Source organism: Streptomyces sp. NBC_01341 (assembly GCF_035946055.1).
Taxonomy (GTDB): domain Bacteria; phylum Actinomycetota; class Actinomycetes; order Streptomycetales; family Streptomycetaceae; genus Streptomyces.
Window position 1 is genome coordinate 3006654 of record NZ_CP108364.1, and the last position, 25485, is coordinate 3032138.

A 25485-nucleotide genomic window follows, 5' to 3' on the forward strand; every position below is an offset into this window, starting at 1 on the left:
CGCACGCTCCCGACCGCGATCCGCGATCCGCGATCCGCCGACAACTGGACTGAAGGGGACTTCGATGTCCACCACACAGACGACGCCCCGTACACCGATCGGCGCTTCCTGGGAGGACCTCGTCACCTCGGCGCTGCTCGGCACCGACCGTCGCCCACTGCCGACGCGGGGCGGAAGCCCCGCCGGACCGGCCGCCCTGCTGGACCTTGCGGCCCTGCACACCGTGCGTCGCCGGGCCGCGCTTCGTCCGGCCACCGGAGTCGCGCCACCGGCTCCCGCACCCGCCGATCCCCGGCCGCCCCTTCCCGCAGCCGCCCGGCGCCGGCTCGCCCGGTTGCTCGCCGACCGGTCGGCGCCACCGGGCGGCGGACGGCGGGGCACGGCTCCCGATCTCACCGAACTCATCCCCCAGTGGCTGGCCTCGGCAGGGGCACACGGCTATCGGGCACCGGCGGAACTGCTGCCCGCGCTGCTGGACGCGGCGCGGGCGCGCACGGATCTGCGCCCCCATGTCCTGGCGTTCGCGGGACCGCGCGGGCTCTGGCTGGCCGGCCTGAACCCGGAGTGGAGGTTCGCCCTGCGCGCCACGTCCCGGGGTGCGCACCGGCCGGACACCACCGCTCCGGAGGCGGTGCGCCGGCTCTGGGCGGACGGGCTCTTCGCGGAGCGGGTGGCGCTGCTCGGAGCGCTCAGGGAGCGGGATCCCGGTGCCGCCCGGTCCCTGCTCGCGGGCACCTGGTCCACGGAACGGGCCGAGGACCGGCTGATGTTCCTCGACTCCTTGCGGGCCGGCCTCTCAAGTGCCGACGAGGCCTTCCTGGAGGAGGCTTTGACGGACCGCAGCCGCAATGTCCGCGCCACGGCCGCGGAACTGCTGTCGGCACTTCCCGATTCGGCACTCGCCGGTCGGATGGCCGCCCGTGCCACGACGTGCGTGAACCCCGACCGCACGGGGGACGCGTTGTCCATAGCGGTGGAGGCGCCCCACGAGTGCGACGCGGGGATGGAACGCGACGGCGTCGTGCCGGTGCCGCCCTCGGGGCGCGGCGAACGCTCCTGGTGGCTGGGACAGTTGGTGGAGGCGACCCCACTGGGCATCTGGTGCGAGAGGTTCGGCGGCCGCGGGGCGCGCGAGCTCGTGGCGCTCCCGGTGGCGGACGACTGGAGCGGGGAGTTGCACGCGGCCTGGTGCCGGGCGGCTGTCAGGCAGCGGGACCCGGAATGGGCGCGAGCGCTGCTCGGTACCCCTGCGACGCCTCCGGCGAACGGTCCGGGGACGGCATCACTGGCCCAGCGCTCGACCCTGCTCTCGACCCTCCCCCCGGCCGAACGGTCGCTGTGGGTGGCGGACTTCATTGCCGCGCACGGCCTGTCCGAGGCGTTCCAGCTGCTCGGTGTCTGTCCGGTTCCCTGGGACGGGCCGCTCGGCCGCTCGGTGGTCGACGCGCTCGACATAGCCCGGGACGCGGGGAGTTACCCGTGGAGCTTCAGCGGGGTGATGGGCCTCGCCGAGCGCTGTCTGAACCCCGCCGAGGCGGACCGGCTCGAAGTGCTGACCACCACCCCGGACGAACCGGAAGGCGCGTCACCGGGCGCGGGCGGCTACTGGTCGGAGGCGTTCCAGCGCCTGGTGTCCACGCTGCGCCTGCGCGCGGCCATGGACGCCGAGTTCGCGCCGGGGAGCGCGGACTGAACTTCGCGCCCCTGCTCGGCGGGATGCCCGGAGCAGACCCGTGCACGCCCCGAACGCGGCCGGGGCGGCCCTCAGTACGCCACGGGACCGAGACGCACCGCCCGGCCCCGCGCGGGCGACCCGACAGGAGCCGCGCCCCGGTCGCGGCGAGGTCGTGCGAGGTCTGTGCACAGTCCGTGCGGGGACCCGACGAGGTCATCGCGAGACTCGGGCGAACCGGCCCCGGTCTCGGCGAGCGGGCCTCGTCCCCCACGTGACGCGCCGCCGGTCCGTCCTCACGGCCCGGCCGCGTGATCAGGCCTCCGCGGGCTGGCGGACGTGGGCGTTCACCCAGTCGACGATCGAGGTCGTCGTCGCACCCGGTGTGAAGATCTCCGCGACGCCCTGTTCCTTCAGCGGCGCGATGTCCGCCTCGGGGATGATGCCGCCGCCGAACACCTTGATGTCCTCGGCGTCACGTTCCTTCAGCAGCTCGATGACCTTGGCGAAGAGCGTGTTGTGCGCACCCGAGAGGATCGAGAGCCCGATGGCGTCGGCATCCTCCTGGATCGCCGTGTCCACGATCTGCTCGGGGGTCTGGTGGAGCCCCGTGTAGATGACCTCCATGCCCGCGTCCCGCAGGGCCCGTGCGATCACCTTGGCGCCTCGGTCATGGCCGTCGAGGCCCGGCTTGGCAACCACCACACGGATCGGACCGGTCACACCCATCACTGCCTCCACATGCGTCTCCCGTGCCTGAAGGGCCGGGGATGTGAACGAACGTTATCCACAGCATCCCGCACGGCGTCGTTTCGCGGTGGACCGGGAGGGGGAAATCACACATGGGACATGTTCGCCAGGCGTCGTTCCGCGCATCGAGCGGCTCACGGGCCGCGCGGGGCGCGGCGCCGGGGGAGCCGCTTCGAGGTCGTCGTACCACCGCGCCGTCAGCCGCACGGCACGGTGGTACGGCCCCCGGGCCCGCCACAGGGGCGCCGGGCGCCTCGGCCGCGGTCCCCGTAAGGGCGTGCGGGGCACGGAGCCGCCTCCCCCGCATGCCAGTGCAGGAGGTCGGCCGATGAAGGTCCTGTCCTTCCCACCCCTACTGCCACGCAGGCTGTGTCCGCGCCCTGCCTGGCTGTCTTCGGCACTGGTCAGAGCCACGGCGCTGGAGCTGGTGATCCTGGCCGGGCATGTGCTCATCTACCCCTCCGGGCTCACCCCCGAGCGCAGGACGCCCACAGCGCGATCCGGTCCGGGCTCCGGCCACGCACGCTCCCCCGGCTCCGCCCCCGGCACCGCCATGACCTCCGGTCCGAGCACCGCCACCGCTATCACCTCCGGTCCGAGCGCGAGCACCGCCACCGTCACGGACGCCGCACCGGGCCGCGACGACGGCCCGCTCGCGATCCGGGGACCGGCCGACGGCACCAACAGGGATGAGGGGACCGACGCGGATTCCCGCGCCGCCGCTCCGGATCCGCGCACCGGCGGACCGGATCCCGACCCCGCATCCGACCGGATCACCCGTTCGGCCGGAACAGCCACCCTTCCCTCGACGATCGGTGAGCGTCCGCCGGTGGTCCTTCTGCACGGCTTCATCGACAACCGCTCGGTGTTCGTGCTGCTCCGCCGCTCCCTGGCCCGGCACGGTTGGCACCATCTGGAATCGCTCAACTACTCGCCGCTGACCTGCGACATCCGTACGGCTGCCGAGCTGCTCGACCGCCACGTCGAGGAGATCTGCGCCCGCACCGGGCATCACCAGGTCGACATCGTCGGCCACAGTCTCGGCGGCCTGATAGCGCGGTACTACGTGCAGCGGCTGGGCGGTGACCGGCGGGTGCGCACCCTCGTCACCCTCGGCACGCCGCACGGCGGCACCGCCGTCGCCCCGCTGGCCGGCGCGCACCCCATCGTGCGGCAGATGCGCAGCGGATCGGACCTGATAGAGGAGCTGCGCCGCCCCGCTCCCGACTGCCGTACGCGGTTCGTCAGCTTCTGGAGTGAACTCGACAGGGTGATCCTCCCGGTGGAGACCGCCTGTGTGGACCATCCGGATCTCGACGCCGTGAACGTGCGCGTCACCGGCATCGGCCATCTGGCGCTACCCGTGCATCCGGCGGTCGCTTCCGCGATCCGCCAGGCGCTGGAGTCCGACGGAACGGCCATCAGCACCCCGGGAACGGCCACCGCCGCCTGACCGAGAGCGACGAAAGGGCCCTAACTCCCCCAGTAAATAGAACGAGTTTCGAACATAGGGCCAAACATCCGCTGTCGGTCCGCCGAAAGACGGCCGATTGCCCGTTTCCTGAGCGGCCGGAGCCCGCCGAAGATTGTCGTCCTCGCGTACCGCCGGGTACAGTCGCGGCCACTGCTCACCCCGGGGTCCCCTCACCGGCCCCCGGAACAGGTCCTGCTGCCGAGGCGAGAGAGAAGTTGGTGAACGACCAGCACCCCCACGCCGGGTACGTCGATTACGACACCCCCACCGGCAGCTTCGACACCGACCCGCTTTTCGGGAACATGCCCGGCCCGCACGACGCCGGTCACGAGACGTACGGCGGCGGTTACCCCGCCTACGACGGCGGCTACGGCGGCACCGAGTCAGGCGCCTGGGACACCGGGACGCACCAACAGGCCCCCTATGGCGTCCAGGGCGATCCGCAGGCGCCGCAGGGCTACGACAGCACCGCCGCCTGGACGCCCGATGCGGCGGTCCCCGCCCAGTACGGCACCGCCGACGCGACGGGCCAGTGGGACACAGCCGGTTGGGACCACACCGGCGCCGCGGACCAGTGGGCCGCGGGAGACACCGGCGCCTTCGCCACCACGACCTTCGAGAGCACGGCCTACACGACCGGGACGTACAGCGCCCCCGCCTTCGAAACCGCGGGGTACGAGAGTTACACGGCACCCGAGACCGGCACGTACGACGCCACCGCCTGGAACACCGGCGCCACGCCCGAGAGTGCCGCGTACGCACCCGAACAGACGTCGTATCCCTCGTACGAACACCAGGCGTCCCCCTACGACTGCTACGAGACGGGCGAGTTCGCCGCGCACGACGTCGCCGGGTCGCACGACACCGCAGTCTCCTACGACATGCCCGGATCGCACGACGAGACCGCGACGGCGCACGGCGGGCAGGACGACCCGTACGGCTCGGAGCCCGCGGGGCCCGACGCCTACGACGTGTCCACGGCCCACGCCGACGACCTCGCGCGGTCCGCCGCCCACGACGCCGGGTCCGCGCACACCGAAGACCACGACGAGGCGCTCCGCGCGGAGGCCACCGCGCAGATCCCGGACGTCGTCGACCTGACCACCGACGCCGGGTACCCCGCCGTGCGCCCCGTGACCCGCTCCGCCACACGCGGGGGCGGCCGGGGACGCCGTCGTACTCCCGCGAAGCGCTCCGCCCTCCTCACCGTCGCCGTACCCTCCGCCTGCGTCATGAGCGTCGCGGGCATCGCCGCCGCCTCCGTGGGCGGCGTGGGCGGGGCCGACGAGACCAAGGACGAGACCACGTCGATGGCGGCCGCCGACACCGCCACCACCAAGACCGCCGTCGCCAACAACGAGCTCGACACCCAGCTGGCCGCCCTCAACGCCGACGCCGAGAACTTCGCCGACCGCGCCAGCCGCACCCAGGAGCGCCTCGACCTGAAGGAGCGCCAGGCGGCCGAGAAGAAGAAGCGCGAGGAGGAGGCCGCCCGCCGCGAGGCCCTGCGTCCCAAGTTCGCGCTGCCCGTCTCGCAGCACGGCCTCAGCGCCACCTACGGCCAGGCCGGGGTGAACTGGATGTCTGTCCACACCGGCATCGACTTCCCGGTGACCTTCGGTACGCCCGTGATGGCGGCCACCGACGGCACCGTGCGCACCCAGTGGAACAGCGCCTACGGCAACATGGCCATCGTCACCGCCGCCGACGGCACGGAGACCTGGTACTGCCACCTCAGCACGACCAAGATCCGGTCGGGTTCGGTCAAGGCGGGCGACGTCATCGCCTACTCGGGAAGCTCCGGCAACTCCACCGGCCCGCACCTGCACTTCGAGGTACGGCCCGGTGGCGGCTCGGCGATCGACCCGATGCCGTGGCTCCGCAGCCACGGCCTCAACCCGAACTGAGTCAGAGCTTCTCGACCGGCGCGTAGCGCAGCAGGAGCTTCTTCGGCCGCTCGTCGCCGAAGTCGACCGTCGCCTTGGCCTGGTCGCCGAACCCCTCGACCGCGGTCACGGTGCCCAGTCCGAACTGGTCGTGCGTGACCCGGTCCCCCGCCACGAGGGTGACCACGGGCTTCTCGGACGTACGCCGGGTCGCGAACCCCGACGGCCCGGACTTCGAGCGCGACGAGGACAGCGACGACGTGATCCCTGACGTCGGTCCCGCCGGAGCGGCCATCGGCCCCTTGCGCTTCCACTCCAGGTGCTGGTCGGGAATCTCCTCCAGGAAGCGCGAGGGCGGGTTGTACGAGGGCTGGCCCCAGGCACTCCGCATCGCCGCCCGGGTGAGGAACAGGCGCTCGCGCGCGCGGGTGATGCCCACGTAGGCGAGGCGGCGCTCCTCCTCGAGCTCCTTCACCTGTCCCAGCGCGCGCATGTGCGGGAAGACGCCGTCCTCCATGCCGGTCAGGAACACCACCGGGAATTCGAGGCCCTTGGCGGTGTGCAGCGTCATCAGCGTGACGACACCGGAGCCGTCCTCGTCCTCGTCGGGGATCTGGTCGGCGTCGGCGACGAGCGCGACCTTCTCCAGGAACTCGGCGAGTGTCCCGGAGCCCTCGTCCTCCGCACGCTCCTGCTCGAACTCGAGGGCGACGGAGGCGAGCTCCTGGAGGTTCTCGATGCGGGTCTCGTCCTGCGGGTCGGTGGATGCCTGGAGCTCGGCGAGGTAGCCGGTCCGCTCCATGACCGCCTCCAGCACGACCGCCGGACCCGCGCCGGACTCCACGATCGTGCGGAGCTCCTCCATGAGCGTGTTGAACCGCTTCACGGCGTTGGCCGAGCGCGCCGCCATTCCGTACGCCTCGTCGACCCGGCGCAGGGCCTGCGGGAAGGAGATCTTCTCGCGCATGGACAGCGCGTCGATCATCGCTTCGGCCCGGTCGCCGATGCCGCGCTTGGGCACGTTGAGGATGCGGCGCAGCGGGACGGTGTCCTCGGGGTTGGAGAGGACCCGGAGGTAGGCCAGGACGTCCCTGACCTCCTTGCGCTCGTAGAAGCGCACTCCGCCGACGACCTTGTAGGGCAGCCCGACGCGGATGAAGATCTCCTCGAAGACACGGGACTGGGCGTTCGTGCGGTAGAAGACGGCGACGTCTCCGGCCTTCGCCTCCCCCGCGTCCGTCAGCCGGTCGATCTCGTCGGCGACGAACTGTGCCTCGTCGTGTTCGGTGTCGGCGACGTACCCCGCGATCCGGGTGCCGGCGCCGGCGTTCGTCCAGAGGTTCTTGGGACGGCGGCTCTCGTTGCGTTCGATGACGGCGTTGGCGGCGGAGAGGATCGTCTGGGTGGAACGGTAGTTCTGCTCCAGCATGATCGTCTTCGCGTCCGGGTAGTCCTCCTCGAACTGGAGGATGTTGCGGATGGTCGCGCCGCGGAAGGCGTAGATCGACTGGTCCGCGTCACCCACGACGCAGAGCTCACCCGGGGCGTCGGCCTCACCGGCGGGGCCGACCAGCTCGCGGACCAGCGTGTACTGGGCGTGGTTGGTGTCCTGGTACTCGTCGACCATGACGTGGCGGAAGCGCCGGCGGTAGTGCTCGGCGACGTCGGGGAACGCCTGGAGCAGGTGCACCGTCGTCATGATGATGTCGTCGAAGTCCAGCGCGTTGGCCTCGCGGAGCCGTGCCTGGTAGAGCGCGTAGGCCTGGGCCAGCGTCTTCTCGAAGCCGTCGGCCGCCTGTCCGGCGAAGGTCTCCTCGTCGATCAGCTCGTTCTTCAGGTTCGAGACCTTCGCCGTGAACGACTTCGGCGGGTAGCGCTTCGGGTCGAGGTCGAGGTCGCGGCAGACCAGTGCCATGAGCCGCTTGGAGTCGGCGGCGTCGTAGATCGAGAACGACGAGGTGAAGCCGAGGAGCTTGGACTCGCGGCGCAGGATCCGCACGCACGCGCTGTGGAACGTCATGACCCACATGGCGTTCGCGCGCGGGCCGACGAGGTCCTCGACGCGCTCCTTCATCTCGCCCGCGGCCTTGTTGGTGAAGGTGATCGCGAGGATCTGGCCCGGGTGGACCCCGCGCTCGGCGAGCAGGTGCGCGATCCGGTGCGTGAGCACCCTGGTCTTGCCCGACCCGGCTCCCGCGACGATGAGCAGCGGGGATCCGGCGTGCACGACGGCGGCGCGCTGTTCGGTGTTCAGCCCGTCGAGCAGGGCCGCGGAGTCGACGACGGGACGCGGGGCGCCGTCACGGTAGTACGCCTCACGGGGCGGCGGCGGGGCGTCGAAGACGTCCTTGAACAGGCCCTCCGGCACCGCCTCGGGCGTGTGCTCCTCGGGGGGCGGCGGGGGGCCTTCCTCAGCGTGCTGGAGGCCGGTCAGGAAACTGTCGTCAAAGAGGCTGCTCATCGCTTCACGAGTCTAGGCGGCCGCACCGACAGCCCGGGCCGCATCGGCCACACGGACCCGCAGCGTGCGCTCACGGGGACGGAGTGGCCACGGTGCGTGAGTTCCGTCGGGCCTGTACAGGCCCGACGGCCCTGCACCCGCAGAAGGTCACGGAAATGTATCGGGCATATCGGCCATCAACCTTCACAGGAGCACCACGGGTTGGTTAGCGTGCTCCGACGGGTGTCCCGTACCCACTTCAGGCGAACCACGCCGCGCGGGCACCCCCGCCGAATCCGTACTCCCGCGAGGAGCCCGGAACCGGGGACCCACACGCAGCACCGGGGTGAATCGGCCCGTCTTCACCGGGCCGTAGGGCAGCCTTCCGTTCCGCCCGAACCCTCCCCCAGTGCCTGAACGGCCTGGGGGGACCCCCATCACTAACCCGGTAGGCGGTCCACGGAAGGAGATGCCGGCCTTGGCGTCGCATCGCAAGCAGCGCACCCGGGTGCGCACGACCACCCCTGCCGTCGGTCTCACGACGGCGGCGCTCGCCTCCGTCACCCTGCTCTCCGCCACCAGCGCGACGGCGGCCCCGGTGAAGCCCAAGCCCAGCATCGAGGAAGTGCAGAAGAGGGTCGACGCCCTCTACCGGCAGGCCGGTACCGCGACGCAGGAGTACAACCAGGCGAAGTCCGCGTCCGCCGAGCAGCGCTCCAAGGTGGACGCGCTCCTGGAGGCGGCGGCCCGGCGGGCCGACAAGCTGAACGAGACGCGCCGCGAGCTGGGCAGTTACGCAGCCGCCCAGTACCGCAGCGGCGCGGTCGCCCCGACGGCGACGTTCTTCCTGGCAGACGACCCGCAGTCGTACTTCGACCAGGACCAGCTGATGGCCCGGATGACCAGCCGGCAGCAGAAGACGGTCACCGAGTTCCGCACGCAGCAGAAGGAAGCCGCGGCGAAGCGCGTCGAGGCGACGAAGAGCCTGGAGACGCTGACCGAGTCGCAGGCCTCGCTGCGCACCAGCAAGCAGCAGGTGCAGACGAAGCTCACCGAGGCGCGTTCGCTGCTGTCGGAGCTGACCGCCGAGGAGAAGGCGCGGCTCGCCGAGCTGGAGCGCAAGAAGGAGGCGGAGGCCAAGCGCAAGGCCGAGGACCTGGCCCGGAAGCAGACCGCCGCCGACAAGGCGGAGTCCGTGCGCGCCGACGAGGCGACCGCAAAACAGGACACGGGGACCGGCTCCGACAGCGGCTACGCGTCGAAGGCCGAGAAGGTCCTGGCCTTCGCACGTGCCCAGATCGGCAAGCCGTACGTCTGGGGAGCGACGGGCCCGTCCTCGTACGACTGCTCCGGGCTCACCCAGGCGGCCTGGAAGGCGGCCGGCGTCGACCTGCCCCGTACGACGTGGGACCAGGTCGAGGTGGGCACCCGGGTGGCGACGGCGAACCTGAAACCCGGTGACCTGGTCTTCTTCTACGACGACATCAGCCACGTCGGCATCTACAAGGGCGACGGCATGATGATCCACGCGCCCAAGCCGGGTGCGAACGTCCGCGAGGAGTCGATCTACTACATGCCGATCTACGGAAGCGTGCGCCCGGCCTGAGGCACGCTCCTCCGTGAGCGGCGGGCACGGCTCACGTCGGACGGCGTACGCGGGAGGGGCCCGGGGACGATCCCGGGCCCCTCCCGCATCCGTCCGGGCCGCTCAGGTCCAGAGCGTGGCGATGAAGATGTTGGCGACGGTGAGTCCGCCGACCGCGGCGAAGGCGCCCTTGCCGGCCTTCTCGTCGTCGCGTTTCACGTAGACCAGCGCGAGGATCACGACGAGGATCAGGAGCTTGATCCCGATCTTGACGTTGTTCACGTGCTGGTCGTCGGCCTGGTTCAGTCCGACAAGGGCGATACCGGTGACGAGCATGGTCAGAGCGCCGTGCAGCATGGCGGGGACGAAGCGGGCCGTGCCCGCCCCCATGGCCTTCATCTGGGTGAGGAATCCGCCCAGCAGGGAAGCGATTCCGATGATGTGCAAGGCAACGAAGACATTGATGAGTACGTCCATGGCCGCAGCCTAGCCCCGTCCATATCAGCACTCTTCGGCCAGGTATGACGTAACGATGAGTTGACACGAGGGCTGCGCGAATTGCCGGACTACGGTTGAATTTCCCGGTCATTCCAGGGAAACGAAACTGCATCTGAGGCCAATAGCTGTCATTACGCCTCTTCCCCGTGCCCCGGGTTTAGCGTCACGTCCCAGGTGACCGATTCGTTACCGCCGCCCCCGTACCGGGCGGCACCCCGGTCGCCCCGCCAGGAAATCCGTCGGCGGGCCACTCCCCCCTGTGGTGGCCCGCCGACGGACCCGGGCGGGCCCGCCGGTTTCCCCGGCGGGCAGTCGAACGGAAGGACGCACCACCCCCGTGGCCGCCCATCGCACTGCCGCTCACCGCAAGCCCAAGCAGCGCCTGTTCACCGGGCCTGCTGCCCGCACCGCCGCCACCCTCGCACTCGCCGGCGCGGCGTCCGCCACCGCCTTCGAAGGTGCCGCCCAGGCCGATCCCCAGCTCACCCCGGCCCAGGTCAGGAGCAAGGTCGACCGGCTGTACCACGACGCCGAGGCCGCCACCGAGCGGTACAACGGCGCGAAGGAGAAGGCTGCGGACTCGGAGAAGTCCCTGGACGCCCTGCGCGACGAGGCGGCCCGCAGGACCGAGCGCCTCAACGCCGCCCGCGACGCCCTGGGTTCGTTCGCCACCGCCCAGTACCGCAGCGCCGGCATCGACCCCGCCGTCCGGCTGGCCCTCTCGTCGGACCCCGACGAATACCTGGAGCGCGCCTCCTTCGAGGACCGGGCGGGAGACCGCCAGGCCGGCGCGGTCAACGGGGTGCGCCGCCAGATCAACGACATCGCGCAGCTGCGGGCCGAGGCGGAGGACGAACTCTCGGTCCTCGCCTCCCGCCGGGCCGATCTGGAGAAGCACAAGAACGCGGTCCGCACCAAGCTGTCCGACGCCCGCAAGCTCCTCGCCACCCTCACCGCCGCGCAGCGCGCCGACTACGAGCGCTCCGCCGACGCCTCCCACGGCGGTGGCGCCGTCCGCGCGGACCGCAGCACCCCGCGCGGCTCCGTGAACGCCCCCAACGCCCGCGCGGCGCAGGCCGTCGACTTCGCCTACGGCGCCCTGGGCAAGCCGTACGTCTGGGGGGCGACCGGCCCGTCCGCCTACGACTGTTCCGGCCTCACCCAGGCCGCCTGGCGTGACGCGGGTGTGTCCCTGCCGCGCACGACGTACACCCAGATCAACGCGGGCCGGCGCGTCGACCGCTCCGAACTCGCCCCGGGGGACCTGGTGTTCTTCTACTCCGGGATCACCCATGTCGGGCTCTACATCGGCGGCGGGCAGATGATCCACGCCCCGCGCCCGGGCGCCCCCGTCCGTATCGCGCCGATCTCGGAAATGCCGTTCGCCGGAGCGACGCGCGTCGCATAGGCTCCCGGGCCCATGGACACAGCCATCCAGAACTACGCCCGTACACACACCCTCCGCTCCCCCGACCACTACCGGGTGGGCCCCTTCACGGTGCGCCACAACCCTGGGTGGGAGCTGAAGTTCGCCAACTACGCCATCCCCAACCAGGGTGCCGAACCCACCGCCGGTGAGATCGCCGACCTGGTCGCGGCGTTCCGGGGGCGCGACCGGCTGCCCCGTCTGGAGTTTCTTCCCGCCTGGGCACCGGCCGTCGAACCGGCCCTGCTGGCAGCCGGTTTCACCGTGGAGAACCGTGCTCCGGTCATGGCCTGCACCGCCGGGGAACTGCTCGCGCCGAAACCGGTGGACGGACTCCGCGTCTCCGAACCCGCCACCGACGCCGAGTTCACCGCGGCCGCAGCCGTCCAGCACACGGGCTTCGGCGGCGAGGGCGGCCCGGACGACGGCGAGATCGCCTGGCTGCGCGCGGCCTCGGAGGGCGGCGGCGTCTCGGCCCTCGCCACCGTGGAGGGTGTGCCCGCCGGTGCGGGCGGCTGCTCGGCCCCGGTCGACGGCACCGGCGAACTGGCCGGTCTGGCCGTCGCCGACGCGTTCCGCCGCCGGGGCGTCGGCGCCGCGCTCTCCGCCTGGCTGACCAGCACGGCGTTCGACCGCGGCTTCGGCGCCGTCTGGCTGGAGCCGGGCGGCCCCGACGTCGAGCGGATCTACGCGAGCATCGGCTACCGCAGGGTCGGCGAGAAGCTCAACATCTCGCTCGACCCCGCCTGAGGGACCGAGCGACGCCGTGCTGACCTGCCCGGCGTCAGACCAGCCGTCGCGCCGTCGCCCAGCGGGTCAGCTCGTGCCGGTTGGACAGCTGGAGCTTGCGCAGCACCGCCGAGACGTGGGACTCGACCGTCTTCACCGAGATGAACAGCTGCTTCGCGATCTCCTTGTACGCATAGCCGCGGGCGATCAGCCGGAGCACCTCGCGCTCGCGCTGGGTGAGCCGGTCCAGGTCCTCGTCGACGGGCGGCGCGTCCGTCGAGGCGAACGCGTCGAGGACGAACCCGGCCAGCCTCGGCGAGAACACCGCGTCACCGTCCTGGACCCGGAAGACGGAGTCGACCAGGTCGGTGCCGGTGATCGTCTTGGTGACGTAGCCGCGGGCGCCGCCGCGGATGACCCCGATGACGTCCTCGGCGGCGTCCGACACCGACAGCGCCAGGAAGCGCACCGGGTTCTCCACCGCACCCATCATCGGGGCGCAGCGCCGCAGCACCTCGACGCCCCCGCCGCCGGGGAGGTGGACGTCGAGGAGGACGACCTCGGGGCGGGTCGCGGTGATCACCGTGACCGCCTGTTCGACGTCGGCGGCCTCGCCGACGACCTCGACGCCGGTCTCCTCGGTGCGGCCGATCTCGGCCTGTACCCCGGTGCGGAACATCCGGTGGTCGTCGACGAGCACGACCCGTACCCGGCGCTCCGGACCCCCGGTCGCTTCGGTGTTCTCGGTCATTCGCTCGCCCTCTCCATCTCCAGCTCGACTTCCGTGCCCCCGCCGGGCACCGAACGCAGGCGCGCCGTACCGCCGTTGCGCTGCATCCGGCCGATGATCGACTCCCGTACGCCCATCCTGTCGTCCGGGACGGCGTCCAGGTCGAATCCCGGCCCCCTGTCCCTTACGGAGACGAAGACCGTGCGGCCCTCGACCTCCGCGTAGACCTGGACGGCGCCGCCCTCGCCACCGTACTTGGCGGCGTTGACCATCGCCTCGCGTGCGGCCTGCATCTGTGCCGTCAGCTTCTCGTCCAGCGGGCAGTCGCCGACGACGACGACCTCCAGCGGGACGCCGTGCTTGTCCTCGACCTCGGCGGCCGCGCGCTTGACCGCCTCGGCCAGGTTCGTGGGCTCGTCGTCCTCGTCGCGGCCGGTGCCCGACGGGTCGTACAGCCAGTTGCGCAGCTCGCGTTCCTGGGCGCGGGCGAGTCTGCGGACCTCGCCCGCGTCGTCGGCGTTGCGCTGGATCAGGGTGAGCGTGTGCAGGACGGAGTCGTGGACGTGGGCTGCAACCTCCGCACGCTCCTGCGCCCTGATGCGCATCAGGCGTTCCTCGGAGAGGTCCTGCATCATGCGGGCCAGGTAGGGGCCCGCGAGCAGGGCGATGCCGGTGAGTACGGCGACGGCGGCGGTCAGGGCGTTCCCCAGCTGGGCGGCGGAGCCGCGCACCACCAGGAACACCGCGAGGCCGAGACCGACCAGGGCGACGCCCGCGAGTCCCCGGGCCAGGTGCAGCACGCGGCTTCGCCGGCCTACCTCGATCCAGCGGGCCCGCCGCGCGTTGTCAGCCTGGCGCCACACCAGGACGGAGCCGGCGCCGATCAGCAGAGCGGGCCAGACGTAGCGGTCCGCCTTGCTGCCCATGTCGACGTTGCCGACGAAGATCACGGCGCCCACGAGCAGCGCGACCAAGGCGAAGACCTGGCCCTTGTCGGGCTTGCGGAGCCTGCGGCGGCCGTCCGGGGCGGTCTCGAAGACGGACCGGGTGGACTCGACGCCGCCGACGCCGAGCGGCACCACGATCCAGAACACGGCGTAGAGCAGGGCGCCGAGGCCGTCCGCGAAGAACAGTCCGAGGAAGACGAACCGGACCCAGGCGACGGGCAGGCCGAGGTGTCCGGCGAGCCCGCGCGCCACGCCGCCGAGCATCCGGCCGTCGGCGCTGCGGTAGAGCTTGCGCGGCGCCGGCTCCTCCTGGTCCGGGGCGTGCGGGCCCGGGGCGCGGGTCGTGGCTGCTGGCATGGACCGATCGTCACACGTCCCGGCGGGTCGTGGCATCAGGGTCGGTCCCGGACTCGACCCTGATTGCCTCGCGCCGGTCCGGATCCACGGCACGGTCACCCGGGGCGGGCCCTCAGGGGCCCCGGCACGCAATATCAGGGACCGGCCAGGGTCGTCGCGGGTCCCACGGGGACGTACGGACCGTCACCATGGAGCCATGACCGTTCCCCAGGACGCCCCGCCCGGCGTCACTCCGCCCCCCGCGCCGGTACCGCGCCTGGAGCGCAGCCCGCGCCAGAAGGTGGTGGCCGGGGTGTGCGGCGGGCTCGGCCGGTACTGCGACGTGGATCCGGTCATCTTCCGGATCGTGCTCGGCGTCCTCGCGGTGACGGGCGGCATCGGCCTGATCTTCTACGGCTTCGCGTGGCTGCTGCTCCCTCTGGAGAGTGAGGACGAGAACGAGGCGCGCCGGCTGCTGTCGGGCCGGGTCGAGGGCCCGTCGCTGGTCGCGCTGCTGCTGGCGCTGGTGGGCTGCGGCCTGCTGTTGTCGATGCTGCACAACGGCGGCATGCTCGCCTTCGCCGCGATGCTGACGGTGACCACGATCGGCTTCGCCGTCTGGACCCAGCACCGCAGGACGGCTCCCCCCGAGGACGTGCCCGGTGCCACGCCGCATGCTCCCGGCGGTGCCGCGCACGCCCCGGGCCACGGGGCACCGCCCGAGGTCAAGGCACCGCCCACGCCCGCCGGCCCGTCCTGGTGGCGGGACCCGATCGTCAAGGACGGGACGACGGGCCCGGCGGGCACCGGCTATCTGTGGGGCCCGGCGAGCGCGGCGACCGACGCGGCGGAGCTCGGCAGGTACCGGGCGACGCCCGATGCCCCGTACCGCGCTCCCTACCGCGGGCCGGGGACCCGGGGGCCGCGTTCGATCAGCGGTCTCGTCTTCCTCCTCGCGCTGATCGCGGGCGGTCTGGGTACGGGACTGAGCTGGGAGAGCCATCCGCTCGGACCGAGCCTGCAGATCGGGCTCGCCGCCGCGCTCGGAGTGTTCGGTCTCGGCCTGCTCGTCGCCTCCGTCCTCGGCAGGACCGGCTTCGGCACGATCCTGCTGGCCATGGTGACGGCGGGACTCCTGGCCGGTGCCTCCGCCGTGCCGCACGACATCGGCACCGACTGGGTGCGCAAGGAGTGGCGCCCCGCCTCGGTCGCCGAGGTCCGGCCGTTGTACAAGCTGGGCACCGGGGTCGGGAAGCTGGACCTCTCGGGCGTCGCCGTGCCGGAGGGCGACACCCTGGAGACCCGTATCGAGGTCGGGGCGGGCCGCGCGCACGTCGTCGTACCCACCGGGGTGACCGTGAGGGTGGACGCCGAGGCGGGCCTGGGCGACATCACGTTCCCCTCCGACCCGCGCAAGGACGTGGACGTCGCCCCCGGCCGGCACGTCCGGCGGACCCTCGCGCCGCCCGGGGGCAGCAAGCCCGCGGGCACCCTGGAGCTGGGCGTGGGAGTCGGCATCGGACAACTGGAGGTCACCCGTGCTGCGTCATGATTTCCGGCCGGGCCGCGCGGTCGCCGGCCTGGTCATGCTGGCTCTGGCCGGCGGTTACGCGGCGGACGCGGCGGGCGTCTGGAACGCCCCGTGGACGTTCTTCGCGCCCGTGTTCGTCGGCGGGCTGTGGCTGGCGGCCACGGCGGCGTGGGTGAGTTACCGGCTGCGCCGACGCCGCGAGGCGAGGAAGGCGTCGGCGGAGAAATCGGCGGCGCCGCCGAGCAGCAGCGGCAGCCAGGCCATGAGGTAGACCAGGTCGTTTCCGTAGTAGTACGGCTCGGTCTGCCAGCTGACGGTGAGCCACAGGCTCAGCGAGATCAGGGCGCCACCGAGGGCAGCGAGCCGGGACCAGAGCCCTACGAGCGTGCCGAGGCCCACGAGGAGCTCGCCGATCGCGATGGCGTAGCCGAAGCCCTCGGGGCTCTTCAGGGCCAGGTCGACGAGGCCCGGAATCGCCGCGCTGCCGCGCACGGCGTCCATGGTCGCGCCGATGGACCCGGCCCCGCTCGCCGACAGGAAGGCGCTGTCGGTGAGCTTGTCGAGTCCCGCGTAGACGAAGGTGACACCGAGGAAGATCCTCAGGGGCAGCAGGGCGTACCGCCGTGCCCGGTCCCCAAGACTCCTCGGCTCGTCCAGCCCGTACGAACCGCCCCTGTACCCGTGCATCTTCGCCCCGCCTTCCGTTCGGACCTTCGACAGACCATACGTACGCCGGTCCGGCGCCGCTCACCAGGTCCGAGGCTCAGTCCGTGACGTCGATGGGGCAGGGGTTGGTCTCCACGCCGGCCGCGGTGATCACCTGCACCTCGACGGTGCCGGGTTCGACCTCCACGGGCACGGGCACGGTGAGCACCGTGTCCGACGGGTTGGCGAAGCCGCCGGTGACCGGGATCAGCGGTACGTGGACGTGGACGCGCCCGATCCTGACCACCACGCGCGCCAGCCGGTCGGGGCTGCCGGCACCGGGCGGGACGAACCCCGCGCCGCGGATCTCGATGTCGTCGCCGGTGCGGATCGGGGCGTCGAGGTCCCCGGCCTCCCTGGCACGGACGACCGACAGGATGACCGGCCGGCCGCCCTCGGCGTACTTCCCGGCGAAGTACGTCGCCGCGGAGACGGCCACCAGGACCGCGAGGCCCCACGGGAGGTCGGGCAGCTGCTCGGGGCGGCGGGCCAGCCGGACCGCGGCGAACAGCACGGCGACGGCGCTGACCAGCACGTACTGCACATCGGTGAAGCTGCCGCGGCCGGAGTCGTCCGTCAGCAGATCAGCGGCGCGGGGCCGGTCGGCCCGCAGCTTCTGCAGCCGCTGGGCCAGCACCCGCACGGTCACCACCCGGCGCACGAGGACCGCGACGGCGCAGACCAGCGCGAGGACGGTCAGCACACCGGCCGAGCGGACCAGGTCCAGGCCCTCGATGAGCGCGTCGCGGTCGGCGTGCCCGGACGCACCGGCGAGCTGGAGCGCGAGGACGAGCACGGCGAAGACGGCGAGCAGCACCCAGGAGGCGGCGACCGTGCGGGAGGTGGAGAGCCGGTTGTCCTCACCGATGAGCGGGGCCAGGAGGCCGCCGCGGGCCCGGTGGACGCGGGCAGCACCGGTGAGCAGGCCGGCGGTGACGAGGGCCGCGATCAGCCCGGCGGTTCGGGCGGTGGACCAGCCGGCGCCGATGGCCGTGGCGGCCTCGGCGACGACCAGCAGGACGACACCGCCCCAGACGACGACGAGCGTGCGCGTCCACAGTGCGTGGAGCCAGGCGTCGCCCGCCTCACGACTGCGTTCGGCGACGGCGCGTGCCGACTCGGTCAGCTCGTCCGAGATCCATTGGCGGGACGCCGAGACGGACTGGGCGACCCCGGCGGGCAGGCCCTGACCTGCGGCCAGTTCGTCCCGTTTCGTGAGGAAGGCGGCCACCGCGCGGCGGTGTCCTGTGTTCGCTCCGTGCGGGCAGTCGCCGCACGTACAGCCACCGCCGTGCGTGCTGCTCGCCCTCGCCTCGTCCAACGCCACGGAGAACGCCGCCCTTTCCCGCCCTGGTACAACCAACTCGCCTGTGATTTCTGCGAATTGTGCCGTACGGAGCGGGCCCGTCCCACATCGGGGCGGGCTGCGCGTACATGTCGTCCACATGTGCGAATGTCAGGAGCCGAGGACGAGGTACGCGAGACCTGGCGTGCCTCGGTACCCCCCCCTTAGTAGCCGGTGCGCCGGGCGTCCACGACGTCGCTCACCCCGGCGTGCAGGGGATGGCCCGGGTTGGCGGACGCCGGGGGCGGGGGCGCACGCGGGACGCACCATTCCACGGGTACCGGAGCTCTACCACTGAATCAGCGGGGGCGGCGCCGGTGGACGGCTGTGAGGTCGATATCAAGGGGAAAGGGCACGTCGAGCTTGAGGGTGTTGTGGTAAATACCCGTTGCGGTGTATGCCCTGAGAGCCGGATCGAGCTCGTACACGTACACGACGGGCAGACCGTCGGCACCCTGCTCGACCCGCCAGAAGTGCATGACACCGGCCGCAGCGTACTTCCGGGGTTTGGCGTCCCTGTCCCTGACCGCAGACTCCTCCGACACGACCTCCACGGCCAGAAGGACGTCCTCCGGTCGCAGGCACGTCTCCCTGGGGCCTGTATCGGCGTCCGCCGGGACCACGAGCACGTCCGGCTCGGGGCGGTTCCGGCTGTCCAGCCTGATGCTGAACTCGCGAAAGACATCGAGTTCATCCGGCGCCTGGTCGAGGAGACAGTTCTCCAGCAGACGCATGGTCCGCATGTGAAACGTGGTCTGCGGACTCACGAAGACGAGACTCCCGTCAATCAGCTCGGTGTGCCGCGGCAGGTCCGGAAGCCGATCGAGATCCTCCGCCACCCAGCCCTGGGGCGGGGGCACGGGGTAGTGGTAGTGCTCGGTCAGTTCGTCGTCGGGTGCGGCACTCATGATTGCTCCCATGGGGCTGAGTCTCGTCTCCTCGGCCAGCGTACCCAGTGGGTACGACGCTGCCGCCGCCCAAACGAATGAGCGACGGCAGCGGCACTGACCTCAGGGTGTGGGGGTCACTCCCACTCGATCGTCCCCGGCGGCTTGCTCGTCACGTCGAGCACCACACGGTTGACCTCGGCGACCTCGTTGGTGATGCGGGTGGAGATCTTCGCCAGCGTCTCGTACGGCAGGCGCGACCAGTCGGCCGTCATGGCGTCCTCGGAGGAGACCGGACGCAGCACGATCGGGTGGCCGTAGGTGCGGCCGTCGCCCTGGACACCGACGCTCCGGACGTCCGCGAGCAGGACCACGGGGCACTGCCAGATGTCACGGTCCAGGCCGGCCGCGGTCAGCTCCTCGCGGGCGATGGCGTCGGCCTCGCGCAGCAGGTCGAGCCGCTCCTTGGTGACGTCACCGACGATACGGATCCCGAGGCCGGGGCCGGGGAACGGCTGCCGCTGGACGATCTCCTCCGGCAGGCCGAGCTCCTGGCCGACCATCCGGACCTCGTCCTTGAACAGCTGGCGCAGCGGCTCGACGAGCTGGAACTCGATGTCGTCCGGGAGCCCGCCCACGTTGTGGTGGGACTTGATGTTGGCGGTGCCGGTGCCGCCGCCGGACTCGACGACGTCCGGGTACAGGGTGCCCTGGACGAGGAAGGCGACCTCGGGGCCGTCCTCCTGGAGGATCTCCAGCTGGGCCTGCTCGAAGACGCGGATGAACTCGCGGCCGATGATCTTCCGCTTCTGCTCCGGGTCGGACACACCGGCCAGGGCGTCGAGGAAGCGCTTCTCCGCGTCGACGACCTTCAGCTTCGCGCCGGTCGCGGCGACGAAGTCCTTCTCGACCTGCTCGGTCTCGCCCTTGCGCATCAGGCCGTGGTCGACGTACACGCAGGTGAGCTGGGAGCCGATGGCCTTCTGGACGAGGGCCGCGGCGACCGCGGAGTCCACACCGCCGGAGAGGCCGCAGATGGCGCGCTTGTCGCCGACCTGCTCGCGGATCAGGGCGATCTGCTCCTCGACGACGTTGGTGGTCGTCCAGGTCGGCTCGATGCCCGCACCGCGGTAGAGGAAGTGCTCCAGCACCTGCTGGCCGTAGGTCGAGTGCATGACCTCCGGGTGGTACTGGACGCCGTACAGCTTCTTCTCGTCGTTCTCGAAGGCGGCGACCGGCACGACGTCCGTGGACGCGGTGACGGTGAAGCCCTCGGGGGCGGCCGAGCAGGCGTCGCCGTGCGACATCCACACCGGCTGCTCGGCGGGCGTGCCCTCGAAGAGGGTGGAGCCGGCCTTGGAGACCGTCAGCGGGGTGCGGCCGTACTCGCGCGCACCGTTGTCGTCGACCGTGCCGCCGAGGGTGGTGGCCATCAGCTGGAAGCCGTAGCACATGCCGAAGACCGGGATCCCGGCCTCGAAGAGCGAGCGGTCGATGCCGGGCGCGCCCTCCGCGTACACCGACGACGGACCACCGGACAGGATGATCGCCCGGGGGTTCCTGGCCAGCATCTCCGCGACCGGCATCGTGGACGGGACGATCTCGCTGTAGACCCGGGCCTCACGGACACGGCGGGCGATGAGCTGGGCGTACTGGGCGCCGAAGTCGACAACCAGGACGACGTCGGTCGCGGTGTCGGGGGCGGCGGGGGGTGCTGCTGGCACGGGGCGGCCTTCCGGCGGTGGAGAGGGGGTCGGTCCTCCCAATTCTACCGGCCGTGGAACACCGCCCCGCCGGGCTCCCGTCTCACCATCCGGGCCCGGCGTGAGCCCGGTCTCCGCCGGGGTCCATACTGAGGCCATGCGTCAGCACACGACCTTCGTCTTTACCTATGGCACCCGGCCCGCCGGCTGCCATGGTCGTGCTGCTTGAGCAACTGACGAGCAAGCTTTCCAAGGCGCCCCGGGCCACAGGCCCGGGGCGCCTTGGCGTTCCCGGCCTGCGGAACCGGGGCGACGGACCCACCGGGAGTCACGCATGAACAGCACCGCACCCACGAAGACGGCCGCCGAGCGCACCGGCGCTCACACCGACGAGGCCGCGTCCCTGATCGGGGGCGCCCGGACGCGCATCGACGCACTGGACGACCGGATCATCGGCCTCGTCCAGGAACGGATGGCCGTATCCGCCGTCATCCAGGAGGCCAGGATCACGTCGGGGGGACGCCGGGTGAACCTCTCCCGGGAGATGGACGTCATCGGCCACTACAGCGACGCCCTGGGCAAGCCGGGCACGGCGCTCGCCATGACGCTGCTGGAGCTGTGCCGCGGCCGGGTGTGACGTCCGGGAGGGCTGTACGGCCGCACCGGCGTTCGGGCCCGGTCTCACCCGTACGGCGCGTGACCGGCCGCCCGGCGGCTTCGTTGGTCCGTGTGTCCGTGCCAGCCAGGGGCGGCGTCGTCGGAATCCACACGTGGCTCCGCCGGAACGTGTGACGCACCGCTGGTGCGTCGTGGGACCGCGTTCCGGCGCGCGTGACCGGTCGGCAGGGGACAGCAGCCCGGTCACCGATGTGCGGCCGGCCCCGGGGACGCCCGGGCCCGGCCGCCCTCGACTTTCGTGCCCGTCCTCCGTGCCGGGCGGTCAGCCCCGCCCGGTCCGGCGCCGGGCCAGGACGAACAGCACCCCGCCCGCGAGCAGCGCACCCGCCGCCGCGGACGCGGCCGTGCGGGCCGCCGTACCGGTCGAGGCGAGGAGGCCTCCCGTGCCCGTCGACGCGGAACCCGGCACGCCTGGTGCTCCCGCCGTACCGGTCGGCCCCGACGCGGCCCCGGCACTCGGGGCGCCGGTGGCGGAGCCGGGGGTCTCACCGCCCGCGGCGCCCCCGGTGGTGCCTTCCGGGGAGCCGCCGGTGCTGCCGCCGGCCGGGTCCCCCGGGTTCAGCACGAGCCGCGCGGTGTTGTCGGAGTCGTCGGGGTCGAAGGGCAGCGAGGGACCGTCGAGCCGGGTGCCGCGCACGGTGACCGCACCCGAGGCGTCAGGAACCACCTCGTCGATCCGCAGCGCGAACGGGAGCTCGATGTCCGCTCCGTCCCGCACGGTCGCGGACGAGTCGCAGAAGTAGCGGGGCGCGCCGAGTTGCTTCTCGCGGTGCCGGCCTTCGGCCGTCACCCCCCGGCAGGACTCCGGCTTCCCGGTGACCTCGGCGCCCTCGGGGACCGTGACGTCGAGAGTGGCGACGGGGTCGCCCGAGCGCAGGTTGCCGATCCAGGCGGGACCGTCGTTGCGGAAGCCGACCCGGGCCGTCACGGTCTCGCCCGCGGCTCCCTCGGCACCGGCCCCGTACGCCGTGAAGCCGGCCGTGTTCTCGGTGCGGAAGTCGGCTTCCTGCTGGTTGTCACCGGGTTCGAGGTCCCGGCCCAGGGCGGCCGTCCTCACCTGCCGCACGGTCAGTTCGGGGCCGGTGCCCCGGCCGGAGGGCGCCGGGCGCCGGGCACCACCGTCCTCGTGGATGCGGTAGACGAAGGTGTCGTCGTAGGCGCGCTCGGTGGCCTCCACGGACAGCGGCACTCCGAGCGTGTAGGTGGCGCCCGGCTCGAAGGAGCCCTCGACGGAGCACAGCGCGGTGGACCACGCGTAGGCGTTCTGCGGGTCGTCCCCTGCCTCGTCGTCGTAGACGCAGTTGGCGTAGCGCTCGGGGATGTCGAGGCCGCGCGAGTACATCAGGGTCAGCAGGACCCCGTCTGCGGCGGTCGTGCCCCTGTTGCCGAAGGTGATCGGAGCCGGCTGCACGTCGCCCGGCTCCATCCGCTGCTCGAAGGGGAGCCGCTCCATGACGAGGTCGGGGCCGCCGACCGTGACCTCCGTCGTGAACGGCGTGAAGGTGGCTCCCGCCGCCTCGCCCGTGACCCGGATGACGCCCGAGGCGCCGTCCTCGCTGCCCGGGGCGGCCGTGAGCCCGAAGCCGGCGATCCCGCCGCCTCCCCCGTGCACCCCGTCGTCGCGGCAGACGGCCGCGCTCCCGGTGATCTCGCAGTCGGCGCGGCTGTCCCGGGCGACGGTGACGTCCGCGATCCCCACGACACCGCTGAGGTCGACGGTGTAGACGACGTCACCCTGCAGGCCGTCGCCGTCCGGTGTGCCGACCGTGAGGCCGAGCGGGGTCGTCCGGGGCGCCCCGCTCGCCGGGTAGGGGTGCAGGGCCGTCTGCGCCGGCCCGCCGAGAGTGAAGACCGGGCCGTCGGCACGCGCCGGGCCGCCCGCGCCGAGCGAGCCGGCCGCGAGCAGTCCGGCGGCGGCGAGACCGCCGGCCGCACGGCGCAGTGCTGTTCTCGGGGAAAGGCGTGTCATCGCGGACCTCTGGACTCGGCGGAGCGGTGCGACTGCTGTGACTACGACCACGTCGCGCCGCCGGGAGTTGCCTGGAACACGATCACGAATTGAGCACGACCCCCGGGTGTGACGAGCGCCACATGAAGATGTGGTGAAGCCGGGGGCAACCGTTATCCGGACTCGCGGGTCATGCATGGCGAACACACCGGCACGTCCCGTGCACGCCGGCGAGGAGGCTCTTCCTCCTTCCGGGCCGGGCACGACGTGCGTTCCGCGCCGCCGTCGCACGGCGCGCGCCACCGGTAGGTACGTTCAGGGGCTGCACTCGGAGGGGGGTGCAGCCCCTTGGCGTTCCCGGGCTCACGCCTCTTCGGCAGCTGCCTTCGGCGGTATGGCGGGTATCGCGAGGAACGGCAGCTTCAGCGCGCCGAACGCCTTCTCGGGCACGGCCGGCGCCACCGGCTCGACCGCCGTCAGCCGCTGGTACGCCTCGCCCTGTGCGGGACGCGGGTCCGCCTCCCCCTTGTTGGGCCAGAAGGACATCGCGCGCTCGGCCTGCGCGGTGATGGTCAGCGACGGGTTGACGCCGAGGTTCGCGGAGACCGCGGAGCCGTCGACCACGGAGATCCCGGGGTGGCCGTACAGCCGGTGGTAGGGGTCGATGACGCCCTCGTCGGGGCCGGCACCGATCGCGCAGCCGCCGAGGAAGTGCGCGGTGAGCGGGGTGCCCATGAGTTCGCCCACGTTCGATCCGGCGAAGCCGTTGATCTCCTGGGCGAGCAGCGTCGCCCCCTGGGTCGCCTCGGCTATCTGCGTCGGGTTGGGCGCCCCGTGCCCCTGGCGGGCGGTGAGCAGTCCCTTGCCGACGCCTCCGGGTTTCCGGTACGCGATCAGCGAGTTGTCCAGCGACTGCATGACGAGGCCGATGATCGTCCGCTCCGACCAGCGCCGGTTGGACAGCGAGCGCAACATCAGCAGCGGGTGCCTGGCCACACTGCCGAACCAGCTCAGCACCCGGTGCGTGCCGTAGGGAACCTGGAGGATGGTCAGCGCCCCCATGGCGTTCGAGCCCTTGCCGTAGCGCACCGGTTCGATGTGGGTGTTCTCGTCGGGGTGGATCGACGAGGTGATGGCCACCCCCTTGGTGAAGTCGGCCTTGGCGGTGCCGTGCTTGCGCCGGTAGCGGCGGTCACTGGTCTGCGCGCCCACCAGGCCCTCGGAGTTGGTACGGGTGAGCTCGCCGAGCCGGTCGGAGAGCCGCGGCAGCAGTCCCTCGTCCTTCATCCGGTGCAGCAGGGTCTGCGTGCCGTACGTCCCCGCCGCGACGATCACCCTGCGGGCCCGCAGCACGGTCGGCGGCGCCTTGCGGCGCCGGTTCGTCGGCACGGTCGACACCCGGTAGCCGCCGTCCGGGGCGTCGGTGACCGCGACGACGGAGGTCATCGGGTGGATGACCGCGCCGGCTTTCTCGGCCAGGTAGAGGTAGTTCTCGTTGAGGGTGTTCTTCGCGCCGTGGCGGCAGCCCGTCATGCACTCGCCGCACTCGGAGCACGCCTTGCGGGCGGGGCCGGCGCCGCCGAAGTACGGGTCGGCGACCTCTCCCCCGGGCTTCGCGCGCACGGACCCGTCGGCGTCCTGTCCGTCCCCGAAGAACACGCCCACCGGGGCGAGGTGGAAGCTGTCGCCGACACCCATGGTCTCGGCGACGGCCTTGAGGTGGACGTCGGCCGGGGTCATGCTCGGGTTGAGGCGCACGCCGAGCATCCGCTTCGCCTGGTCGTAGTACGGCGCGAGCTCCGCCTTCCAGTCGGTGATACCGGCCCACTGGCGGTCCTCGAAGAACGGCGCCGGCGGCACGTAGAGCGTGTTCGCGTAGTTCAGCGAGCCTCCGCCGACGCCCGCGCCGGCCAGCACCATCACCTTGCCCAGCAGGTGCACACGCTGGATTCCGAACAGACCGAGGGCCGGTGCCCACAGGTAGTTCCTGATGTCCCAGGAGTTCTTGGGGAGCGTCGCCGGGGTGAAGCGGCGACCTGCTTCCAGGACGCCGACGCGGTACCCCTTCTCGCTCAGCCGGAGGGCCGAGACCGCGCCGCCGAAGCCCGAGCCGACGACGAGCACGTCGTAGTCGTACGCGTCGTCGTCCGCCGCCTGAGCGGCCGGTCCGGCCTGGTTCTGGGCAGGGCTGTCCTGGGACATGGCTCTCCTCGGT

General features: G+C 72.0%; 19 protein-coding genes. 8 read left to right on the forward strand and 11 right to left on the reverse strand.

The features are described from left to right. The first annotated feature begins 64 nt into the window (after window positions 1-64). Window positions 65-1693: a DUF5691 domain-containing protein gene (locus OG206_RS12940; protein ID WP_327115516.1), complete on the forward strand. Its 1629-nt coding sequence runs from the start codon at window positions 65-67 to the stop codon at window positions 1691-1693. A gap of 294 nt (window positions 1694-1987) precedes the next feature. Here OG206_RS12940 and OG206_RS12945 read toward each other — a convergent pair whose 3' ends face one another. Then, a complete protein-coding gene (locus tag OG206_RS12945) occupies window positions 1988-2401 on the reverse strand; it encodes a cobalamin B12-binding domain-containing protein (RefSeq protein WP_031096529.1) in 414 nt (137 codons plus the stop codon). 679 nt (window positions 2402-3080) lie between these two features. On the opposite strand from OG206_RS12945, the gene OG206_RS12950 reads away from it, so the two are divergent. Together OG206_RS12950 and OG206_RS12955 are read left to right on the forward strand one after the other, a co-directional pair. After that, a complete protein-coding gene (locus OG206_RS12950) occupies window positions 3081-3875 on the forward strand; it encodes an esterase/lipase family protein (protein ID WP_442805946.1) in 795 nt (264 codons plus the stop codon). Between the two features lie 239 nt (window positions 3876-4114). Continuing rightward, window positions 4115-5803 carry a M23 family metallopeptidase gene (locus OG206_RS12955; RefSeq protein WP_327115524.1) on the forward strand — a complete coding sequence of 563 codons (1689 nt, stop codon included), beginning with the start codon at window positions 4115-4117 and terminating at the stop codon, window positions 5801-5803. Window position 5804: 1 nt separating this feature from the next. Here OG206_RS12955 and pcrA read toward each other — a convergent pair whose 3' ends face one another. Beyond that, window positions 5805-8243, reverse strand: coding sequence for a DNA helicase PcrA (gene pcrA, locus OG206_RS12960; protein ID WP_327115526.1), 2439 nt, complete (start codon window positions 8241-8243; stop codon window positions 5805-5807). A 448-nt stretch (window positions 8244-8691) separates the two neighbouring features. Between pcrA and OG206_RS12965 the strand changes: the two genes are divergently transcribed. Continuing rightward, complete coding sequence (locus OG206_RS12965) at window positions 8692-9828, forward strand: C40 family peptidase (RefSeq protein ID WP_327115528.1); 1137 nt, start codon at window positions 8692-8694, stop codon at window positions 9826-9828. Window positions 9829-9930: 102 nt separating this feature from the next. Here OG206_RS12965 and OG206_RS12970 read toward each other — a convergent pair whose 3' ends face one another. Then, a complete protein-coding gene (locus OG206_RS12970; RefSeq protein ID WP_327115530.1) occupies window positions 9931-10284 on the reverse strand; it encodes a hypothetical protein in 354 nt (117 codons plus the stop codon). Between the two features lie 358 nt (window positions 10285-10642). Here OG206_RS12970 and OG206_RS12975 point away from each other — a divergent pair, with 358 nt between their 5' ends. Together OG206_RS12975 and OG206_RS12980 are read left to right on the forward strand one after the other, a co-directional pair. Beyond that, window positions 10643-11713, forward strand: coding sequence for a C40 family peptidase (locus OG206_RS12975; protein WP_327115532.1), 1071 nt, complete (start codon window positions 10643-10645; stop codon window positions 11711-11713). Between the two features lie 12 nt (window positions 11714-11725). After that, window positions 11726-12481, forward strand: coding sequence for a GNAT family N-acetyltransferase (locus OG206_RS12980; RefSeq protein WP_327115534.1), 756 nt, complete (start codon window positions 11726-11728; stop codon window positions 12479-12481). A 34-nt stretch (window positions 12482-12515) separates the two neighbouring features. Here the strand turns inward: OG206_RS12980 and OG206_RS12985 are convergent, their stop codons facing one another. Next, window positions 12516-13211, reverse strand: coding sequence for a response regulator transcription factor (locus OG206_RS12985; RefSeq protein ID WP_327115536.1), 696 nt, complete (start codon window positions 13209-13211; stop codon window positions 12516-12518). Next, a complete protein-coding gene (locus OG206_RS12990) occupies window positions 13208-14494 on the reverse strand; it encodes a PspC domain-containing protein (RefSeq protein WP_327115538.1) in 1287 nt (428 codons plus the stop codon). The genes OG206_RS12985 and OG206_RS12990 overlap by 4 nt, the downstream gene beginning before the upstream one ends. Window positions 14495-14690: 196 nt before the next feature. Between OG206_RS12990 and OG206_RS12995 the strand changes: the two genes are divergently transcribed. After that, on the forward strand, window positions 14691-16025 hold the full coding sequence (locus tag OG206_RS12995) for a PspC domain-containing protein (RefSeq protein WP_327115540.1): 1335 nt from the start codon (window positions 14691-14693) through the stop codon (window positions 16023-16025). A 156-nt stretch (window positions 16026-16181) separates the two neighbouring features. Here OG206_RS12995 and OG206_RS13005 read toward each other — a convergent pair whose 3' ends face one another. From OG206_RS13005 to guaA, 4 genes are all read right to left on the reverse strand, one after another. Beyond that, complete coding sequence (locus tag OG206_RS13005) at window positions 16182-16691, reverse strand: DoxX family protein (RefSeq protein ID WP_327115544.1); 510 nt, start codon at window positions 16689-16691, stop codon at window positions 16182-16184. A 76-nt stretch (window positions 16692-16767) separates the two neighbouring features. Then, window positions 16768-18036: a hypothetical protein gene (locus OG206_RS13010; protein WP_327115547.1), complete on the reverse strand. Its 1269-nt coding sequence runs from the start codon at window positions 18034-18036 to the stop codon at window positions 16768-16770. A gap of 317 nt (window positions 18037-18353) precedes the next feature. After that, window positions 18354-18962: a Uma2 family endonuclease gene (locus OG206_RS13015; RefSeq protein WP_327115549.1), complete on the reverse strand. Its 609-nt coding sequence runs from the start codon at window positions 18960-18962 to the stop codon at window positions 18354-18356. 116 nt (window positions 18963-19078) lie between these two features. Then, window positions 19079-20665, reverse strand: a complete 1587-nt coding sequence (gene guaA / locus OG206_RS13020; protein WP_327115551.1) for a glutamine-hydrolyzing GMP synthase — start codon at window positions 20663-20665, stop codon at window positions 19079-19081. Window positions 20666-20978: 313 nt separating this feature from the next. Here guaA and OG206_RS13025 point away from each other — a divergent pair, with 313 nt between their 5' ends. Next, complete coding sequence (locus OG206_RS13025; RefSeq protein WP_327115553.1) at window positions 20979-21281, forward strand: chorismate mutase; 303 nt, start codon at window positions 20979-20981, stop codon at window positions 21279-21281. A 303-nt stretch (window positions 21282-21584) separates the two neighbouring features. Here OG206_RS13025 and OG206_RS13030 read toward each other — a convergent pair whose 3' ends face one another. Together OG206_RS13030 and OG206_RS13035 are read right to left on the reverse strand one after the other, a co-directional pair. Further along, complete coding sequence (locus OG206_RS13030) at window positions 21585-23291, reverse strand: peptidase (RefSeq protein ID WP_327115555.1); 1707 nt, start codon at window positions 23289-23291, stop codon at window positions 21585-21587. A 342-nt stretch (window positions 23292-23633) separates the two neighbouring features. After that, window positions 23634-25472 (reverse strand): GMC family oxidoreductase, encoded by a 1839-nt coding sequence (locus tag OG206_RS13035; RefSeq protein WP_327115557.1) that lies wholly within the window; start codon window positions 25470-25472, stop codon window positions 23634-23636. Window positions 25473-25485 lie beyond the last annotated feature (13 nt).